Origin of the sequence: Burkholderia sp. Ac-20392 (assembly GCF_017104585.1) — a bacterium.
Classification (GTDB): Bacteria; Pseudomonadota; Gammaproteobacteria; order Burkholderiales; family Burkholderiaceae; genus Burkholderia; species Burkholderia lata.
The window spans coordinates 1-6,782 of the sequence record NZ_JAAGPB010000441.1 but is presented as its reverse complement, the minus strand read 5'-3'; the positions used below and the strand labels follow the sequence as shown (position 1 = coordinate 6,782).

Here is a 6,782-nt window from a genome sequence, read left to right as displayed (position 1 = left end):
CGCAATGGAAACTCGACCAGAAGCGCGTCGCCGCGCCCGCCGCCGGGCGCGTGTACGACACGCTGTACCGCGTCGGCGAATGGGTGCAGGCCGGCAATCCGGTCGTGCAGATGCTGCCGCCGCAAAACCTGAAGGTGCGCTTCTTCGTTCCCGAGGCCGCCATTGCATCGCTCGCGCCGGGGCGCACGGTCGCGATCCACTGCGACGGCTGTGCGGCCGACGTGCCCGCGCGCATCACCTACGTGTCGAGCGAGGCCGAATACACGCCGCCCGTGATCTACAGCAACGAGAGCCGGACCAAGCTCGTGTTCATGATCGAGGCGCGCCCCGCCGTCGCCGACGCGCCGAAGCTGCACCCGGGCCAGCCCGTCGCCGTGAGGGCGCCATGAACGTGCCGCCCGCACCGTATGCGATCGACGTCGATCGCCTGAACAAGCATTTCGGCGACAAGCACGTCGTGAAGGACGTGTCGCTGCGCGTCGCGCGCGGCGAGATCTTCGGCTTTCTCGGGCCGAACGGCAGCGGCAAGACCACGTCGATCCGGATGATGTGCGGGCTGCTCACGCCCGACTCGGGCAGCGGCACCTGCCTCGGCTACGACATCGTGCGCGACAGCGCGCAGATCAAGCGGCGCGTCGGCTACATGACGCAGCGCTTCTCGTACTGGGAAGACCTGTCGATCCGCGAGAACCTCGACTTCGTCGCACGTGTGTACGGGATGCCCGACCGCAAGGCGGCCGTTGCGCGCGCACTCGACGGGCTCGGCCTCGCGAGCCGCGCGGACCAGCTCACGGGCGCGCTGTCGGGCGGCTGGAAGCAACGCCTCGCGCTGGCCGCCTGCATGCTGCACGAGCCGGCGCTGCTGCTGCTCGACGAGCCGACAGCCGGCGTCGATCCGGCCGCGCGCCGCGACTTCTGGGAAGAACTGCACCGGCTGGCCGCGCAAGGGATCTCGGTGCTCGTCAGCACCCATTACATGGACGAGGCCGAGCGCTGCCACAAGCTGGCGTACATCGCGTACGGCGAGCTGCTCGCGCAGGGCACGTCGGCGGAGATCGTCGCGTCGCAGGGGCTCGCGACCCGCGCGATCACCGGTGCGCATCTGAGCGAACTGTCCGCACGACTGCGCACGATGCCGGGCGTCGACCAGACGGTCGTGTTCGGCTCGGCGCTGCATGTAAGCGGCCGCGATCGCGCGCAGCTCGACGCGACGCTCGCGCAGGTCGCGACCCAAGCCGACGGGCCAGCCGCGCTGCAGGTCGCGCCGATCGACACCGGGCTCGAGGACGTCTTCATCTATATGATGGGCCGCGCATCCGCGCCGCCCGCCGGAGCGTCGTCATGAACGCGTGGGCGCGCCTGCGCGATTCGTTTTCGGTCGCGCGCTGGTGGAGCATCGTGCTGAAGGAATTCCTGCAGTTGCGACGCGACCGCGTGACGTTCGCGATGATCGTCGGCGTGCCGATCATCCAGCTCACGCTGTTCGGCTTCGCGATCAACACCGATCCGAAGCACCTGCCCACGGCCGTGATCGTCGCTGACGCGAGCCCGTTCGCGCGCAGCTTCGTCGCGGCGATGCGCAATTCCGCATACTTCGACATCGTCGAGACGCTGCCCGACGAAGCGGCCGGCCGGCATGCGCTCGCCCGCGGCGACGTGCAGTTCGTGCTGAACGTGCCGGCCGATTTCTCGCGGCGGCTGCTGCGCGGCGAGCGTCCGTCGCTGCTCGTCGAGGCGGACGCGACCGATCCCGTCGCGACCGCGTCAGCGATCGGCGCGCTGCCGGGCCTCGTGCAGCCGGTCGCGGACAAGGACCTGACGGGCCCGCTCGCCTACCTGAACGGCCGCCCGGCCGCGTTCGACGTCGTGCTGCACCGGCTGTACAACCCCGAGGGCATCACGCAGTACAACGTCGTGCCGGGCCTGATGGGCGTGATCCTGACGATGACGATGGTGATGATGACGGGCCTCGCGATCACCCGCGAACGCGAGCGCGGCACGATGGAGAACCTGCTCGCGACACCCGTGCGGCCGCTCGAGGTGATGACGGGCAAGATCGTTCCGTACGTGCTGATCGGGCTGATCCAGGTATCGATCATCGTCGTCGCGGCGCGGTTCGTGTTCGACGTGCCGTTCGTCGGCGGTGTGTTCGCGATCTACCTGTCCGCGCTGCTGTTCATCGCCGCGAACCTGACGGTCGGCATCACGCTGTCGTCGCTCGCGCAGAACCAGTTGCAGGCGATGCAGCTCGCGGTGTTCTACTTCCTGCCGAACATCCTGCTGTCGGGCTTCATGTTCCCGTTCGCCGGGATGCCGAAGTGGGCGCAATTCATCGGCAACCTGCTGCCGCTCACCTACTTCAACCGCCTCGTGCGCGGCATCCTGCTGAAAGGCAACGGCTGGAGCGACCTGTGGCCATCCGTGTGGCCGGTCGCGCTGTTCACCGTCGTCGTGATGGGCGTCGCGCTGCGCTTTTACCGGCGTACGCTCGATTAGGTGCCGCACGATGAAACCGGCTTCGCGTCGCCCCTCCCACGCCGCCCGCCATTGCACACTGGCCGCCGCCGCGCTGCTCGTCGCCGGATGCGCGGTCGGGCCGGATTTCCACGCGCCGGATGCACCGGCCACGCAGCACTACACGCGCGACGAGCCGCCCGCGACGACGGCCGCCACCGCCGGCCCGACCGGCGACGCGCAGACGTTCGCATCGGCCGCGCATACCCCGCAGCACTGGTGGACGCAGTTCGGCTCTGAACCACTGAACCGGCTCGTCGATACCGCGTGGCACAACAGCCCGACGCTTGCCGAGGCCCGTGCGCGGCTCGACGAAGCGCGGCAGAACCATGCGGCCGAAGCCGGCGCGACGATGTTGCCGAGCATCGACGCGAACCTGTCCTCCACGCGCCAGCGAGTCGACACGACCGCATTCGGCCTGCCCGCCAACGTGCCCAGCCCGGGGCCATTCACGCTTTATGACGCGTCGGTGAGCGTGTCGTACGTGCTCGACGTGTTCGGCGGCAACCGGCGTGCGCTCGAAGCGCTGCGCGCGCAGGTCGACTACCAGGCGTACACGCTCGACGCTGCGCGCCTGATGCTCGCGGGCAATGTCGTCGCGACCGCGATCCTGCGCGCGTCGCTCGCGCAGCAGGTCGCGCTCACGCGGCAACTGATCGATGCGCAGGCGCGGCAGTTGCACATCGTCGAAGCGCGCTTCGCGGCGGGCGGCGTATCGCAGGCCGACGTGCATGCGCAGCGCGCGCTGCTCGCGCAGACGCAGGCGTCGCTGCCACCGCTCGAGGCCCGCCTCGCGCAAGCCGGCCACCGGCTTGCGATCCTGCTCGGCGCGCCGCCGTCCGATGCCGTGCTGCCCGATCTCACGCTCGATGCACTCGCGCTGCCACGCACGCTGCCTGTCGCGCTGCCGTCGACGCTTGCGCGCGAACGGCCCGACATCCGGGCGGCTGAAGCCGTGCTGCACCAGGCGAGCGCGAACGTCGGCGTCGCCACCGCGAACCTGTATCCGCGCTTGTCGATTTCGGCGGGGATCGGTTCGGAGCGCACGCACATCGCGGATCTCGTGAGCGGGCTCAATGTGTGGAATGTCGGCCTCGGCCTGACGCAACCGCTCTTTCACGGCGGCGAACTGCGCGCGAAGAAACGCGCGGCCGAAGCGGCGTACGACGCGGCGTTCGCGAGCTACCGGGAAACCGTGCTCGAGGCGCTGCAGCAGGTGGCCGATACGATGCGCGCGGTCGAACACGATGCGGTTGAACTACAGGCGAGAGACACCGCCGCGCAGGAGGCGGCAGCCAGCAACAGGATCGCCGGCGGCCGTTATGCGGCAGGCGGGATCAGCACGTTCGACCTGCTCGACGCGCAGCGGCAGACACTGCAGACGGCGCTCGACCGTACGCGCGCGCAGGCCGACCGGCTTACCGATACGGCGGCGCTGTTTCAGGCGCTGGCGGGGAGCTGGACGGATGTTCCGGCGGAGTGACTGGCCGGACGACATTGGCACGGGCCGGATGCTGCCGTTTGCACGCCGGGCACCGCATGAGCGGTGCGCTTGTCAGGCGCGACTTTCGTCGTCGCCGCTTCCGGTCGATGCCGGCCGGTGACGGGACCGGAATACGCTCAGTACCGCAAATAAAAAACCGGCCCGAAGGCCGGTTTTCATACCGCATGCCGTAAGCGGCGCTCGCGCGCCGCGTGGCATTTAGAAGCGGTGGATCATGCCGACGCCGAGGCCGATCTGGTTCTGCTTCGAACCTGCGCCCACGCCGTCGCCGATCGACGTCGTTGCAGCGATGATCTTGCCGCCGTTCAGCGTGTTGCCGCTCGAATGCTGGTAAGCCTCAACTGCGTACAGGCCCGTGCGCTTCGACAGGCTGTAGTACTGCGACAGCGTGACCTGGTGGTACTTGGCCGAGCTGGTGATGCCGTTCGACTGCGTTGCCGCCGTGTACGAGTAGCCCGCTGCGAAGTCCCACTGAGCGGCTGCCTTCCAGTGCAGCACGGCGCCTGCCGTGTTGAAGATGGCCGTGTTGCGGAACGCCGAACCCGTGCCCGGCGTGTACTGGACGTTCGAGTACGATGCCGAAATGTCCCATGCCGGCGTGAACTGGTAGCCAGCCGTCACGGCGATACGCTGCTGCGATTGCGCGGTGGCGTAGCCGTTGTTGATCGACGAGACTGCCGGCTGCGCGCCGTTGCCGTTCGCGTCCAGGCCGTTCTGGACCGTCGAGCTCGAGCCCCACACGCCGCCGCCGAGCGTCGCGTTGTTGATCTTCTGGTAGCCGACTGCGATGCCTGCCGGGCCGTTCAGGTACTGGATCGCCGCGCTCCACGTCGAGCCGCGGTTCGTCGCGCCTGCGACGCCGCCGAACGAGTACGAACCGCCGACCGTGACGCCGTAGAACTTCGGCGACATGTAGACGAGCGAGTTGTTCGCGCGGTAGCTGGTATCCAGCGAGTCGATATCGCCCGGGTGCGCGCCGTAGTAGCCGGTCAGCCAGGTCGTCGGGCTGTACGGCGACAGCAGCGTGTAGTACGCGGTGTACTGGCGGCCAGCCGTCAGCGTACCGTACGTGTTGTTGGTCAGGCCGACCCACGCTTGACGCGTGAAGATGCCGTTGGTCCACTGCGACGAGCCGTTAGCCGTGTTGACGCCGGCTTCCAACTGGAAAATCGCCTTCGTGCCGCCACCGAGATCTTCGCTGCCCTTCAGGCCGAAGCGGCTGCCTGCCCACACGCCGGTGGACATCTGCACCTTCGAGTGACCACCCGAGGTCGCACCGACTGCCGACGAGTTGTTCTGGTAAGCCAGACCGTTATCGACGATACCGTACAGGGTCACGCTGCTTTGAGCGTGGGCGGCGGTAGCGGCTGCAAGGCCAGCTGCCGTCATGGCGACAGCGACGCGCTTTTTCATTGATTCTCCGTCCTCAAAGAATGTTTCTTTTGTGGTGTGGTTTTATGACCTGACACATGTGCGAGTACATGTCGGCGCAATTCTGACGGATTACCGATTATTTCCCAACACGGGCAGTCGGTCATCGTATGATCGACGCAACGCGCGGGTTCACCAAACGGTTACATAACACCCTGAAACGCTTACGCGGCGGGCCTCTCCGGCATTTCCCGGTGAAAACCCTAGCTTTACATTTTTACGGGTGCAACGCGACCGTCGGATGTCGTCAGATGCCTTCGACAAGTCACATCTTACAAATGCGCGGCCGCGGCAGACGCCACGATTCACGCCGCCGCGAAGGATCGCTGACGTTCATGACACCCACGTTTCGCGACACGAAATAATGAAAACGTTTTTAGTCGACGCGTGGAGGATCGGACAGTGATGGCCCGGCGAACGCGGGCCGAGGGGCGATGCCGGCACCTGTCGCGCCGGCATCGTTCAGTGCAATTCAGCGCGTGGCCGGCGGCACGAGATGCGCGTTCACGGCATCGGCGAGCGCGGTCATGCGCGCGCGAATCGCGGTGTTCGAGCCGACCAGCGCGAGCGACGACGCCATGATCCGGTAGACGCGCTTTCTCGGCACCTTGGCCGGCTTCACCGGATCGAGCCACGCCGCGTGGCCGGCCAGCAGCTCGAGCGTTTCGAGGCCGATCATGATCGGCCACAGGCACGCGAGCCGCAGCCGTACGAAGCGGCGCGGGATCGCCAGCGTATACAGGCACGCGTCGCGATACTGGTCGAGCGTCACACGCAGCAGTTCGACGAGCACGCCGCGCGCGCGCGCCGACGCGTCGGGCGCCATCAGGTCGGCGACGCCGAGCCCGTGCTCACCCAGCACGTCGTCGGGCAGGTAGCAGCGGCCGATGCGCAGATCCTTCCCGCAGTCGCGCAGGATGTTGGTCATCTGCAGCGCCTTGCCGAAACGGATGCCCTTCTCGCACATGTCCGGCAGGTTCCAGCCGCGCGCGGCCGGCGTGTGCATGCGCGTCATGTCGGTCCAGAACTCGCCCACGCAGCCGGCGACGAGATACGTGTAGCGGTCGAGTTCGTCGCGCGTCGGCAGCGACACGACGCGCCCCGACTGCTCGTCGGGGAACGTGCGCAGGTCGAATACCATCCCCGCCGTCAACGTCGCGACGACCTTGCGGATCGATGCGCGGTCGGCGTCCGGTTGCGTGCGCAGCAGCGCGAGCATCGGCTCCATCGAGCCGAGCAGCACGTGTTCGTGCGAATCGGTCTGCATCCGCGTCACGTCCTCGAGTGCACGCGACAGCGCAACGCCGTCGCCGAGCCGCTCGACCTCGTCGCG

The 6,782-nt window shown here is 67.6% G+C and carries 6 protein-coding genes; 4 read left to right on the top strand and 2 right to left on the bottom strand.

Going from position 1 to position 6,782, the window contains the following annotated elements:
• From G3N99_RS31460 to G3N99_RS31445, 4 genes are all read left to right on the top strand, one after another.
• Window positions 1–389, top strand: a 389-nt coding sequence (locus G3N99_RS31460; protein ID WP_206124333.1) for an HlyD family secretion protein, incomplete at its 5' end; no start/stop codon positions are given.
• Window positions 386–1,345: an ABC transporter ATP-binding protein gene (locus tag G3N99_RS31455; protein ID WP_174935494.1), complete on the top strand. Its 960-nt coding sequence runs from the start codon at window positions 386–388 to the stop codon at window positions 1,343–1,345. The genes G3N99_RS31460 and G3N99_RS31455, both read left to right, overlap by 4 nt.
• Window positions 1,342–2,496, top strand: coding sequence for an ABC transporter permease (locus G3N99_RS31450; RefSeq protein WP_174935496.1), 1,155 nt, complete (start codon window positions 1,342–1,344; stop codon window positions 2,494–2,496). The genes G3N99_RS31455 and G3N99_RS31450 overlap by 4 nt, the downstream gene beginning before the upstream one ends.
• A gap of 10 nt (window positions 2,497–2,506) precedes the next feature.
• Window positions 2,507–3,997: an efflux transporter outer membrane subunit gene (locus G3N99_RS31445; RefSeq protein ID WP_206124332.1), complete on the top strand. Its 1,491-nt coding sequence runs from the start codon at window positions 2,507–2,509 to the stop codon at window positions 3,995–3,997.
• 219 nt (window positions 3,998–4,216) lie between these two features.
• Here G3N99_RS31445 and G3N99_RS31440 read toward each other — a convergent pair whose 3' ends face one another.
• Together G3N99_RS31440 and G3N99_RS31435 are read right to left on the bottom strand one after the other, a co-directional pair.
• The gene (locus G3N99_RS31440; protein ID WP_174948700.1) at window positions 4,217–5,431 is read right to left on the bottom strand and encodes a porin; all 1,215 of its coding nucleotides are present in this window, start codon (window positions 5,429–5,431) and stop codon (window positions 4,217–4,219) included.
• 490 nt (window positions 5,432–5,921) lie between these two features.
• A partial coding sequence (locus G3N99_RS31435) for a squalene/phytoene synthase family protein (RefSeq protein WP_206124331.1) occupies window positions 5,922–6,782 on the bottom strand: 861 nt, incomplete at its 5' end.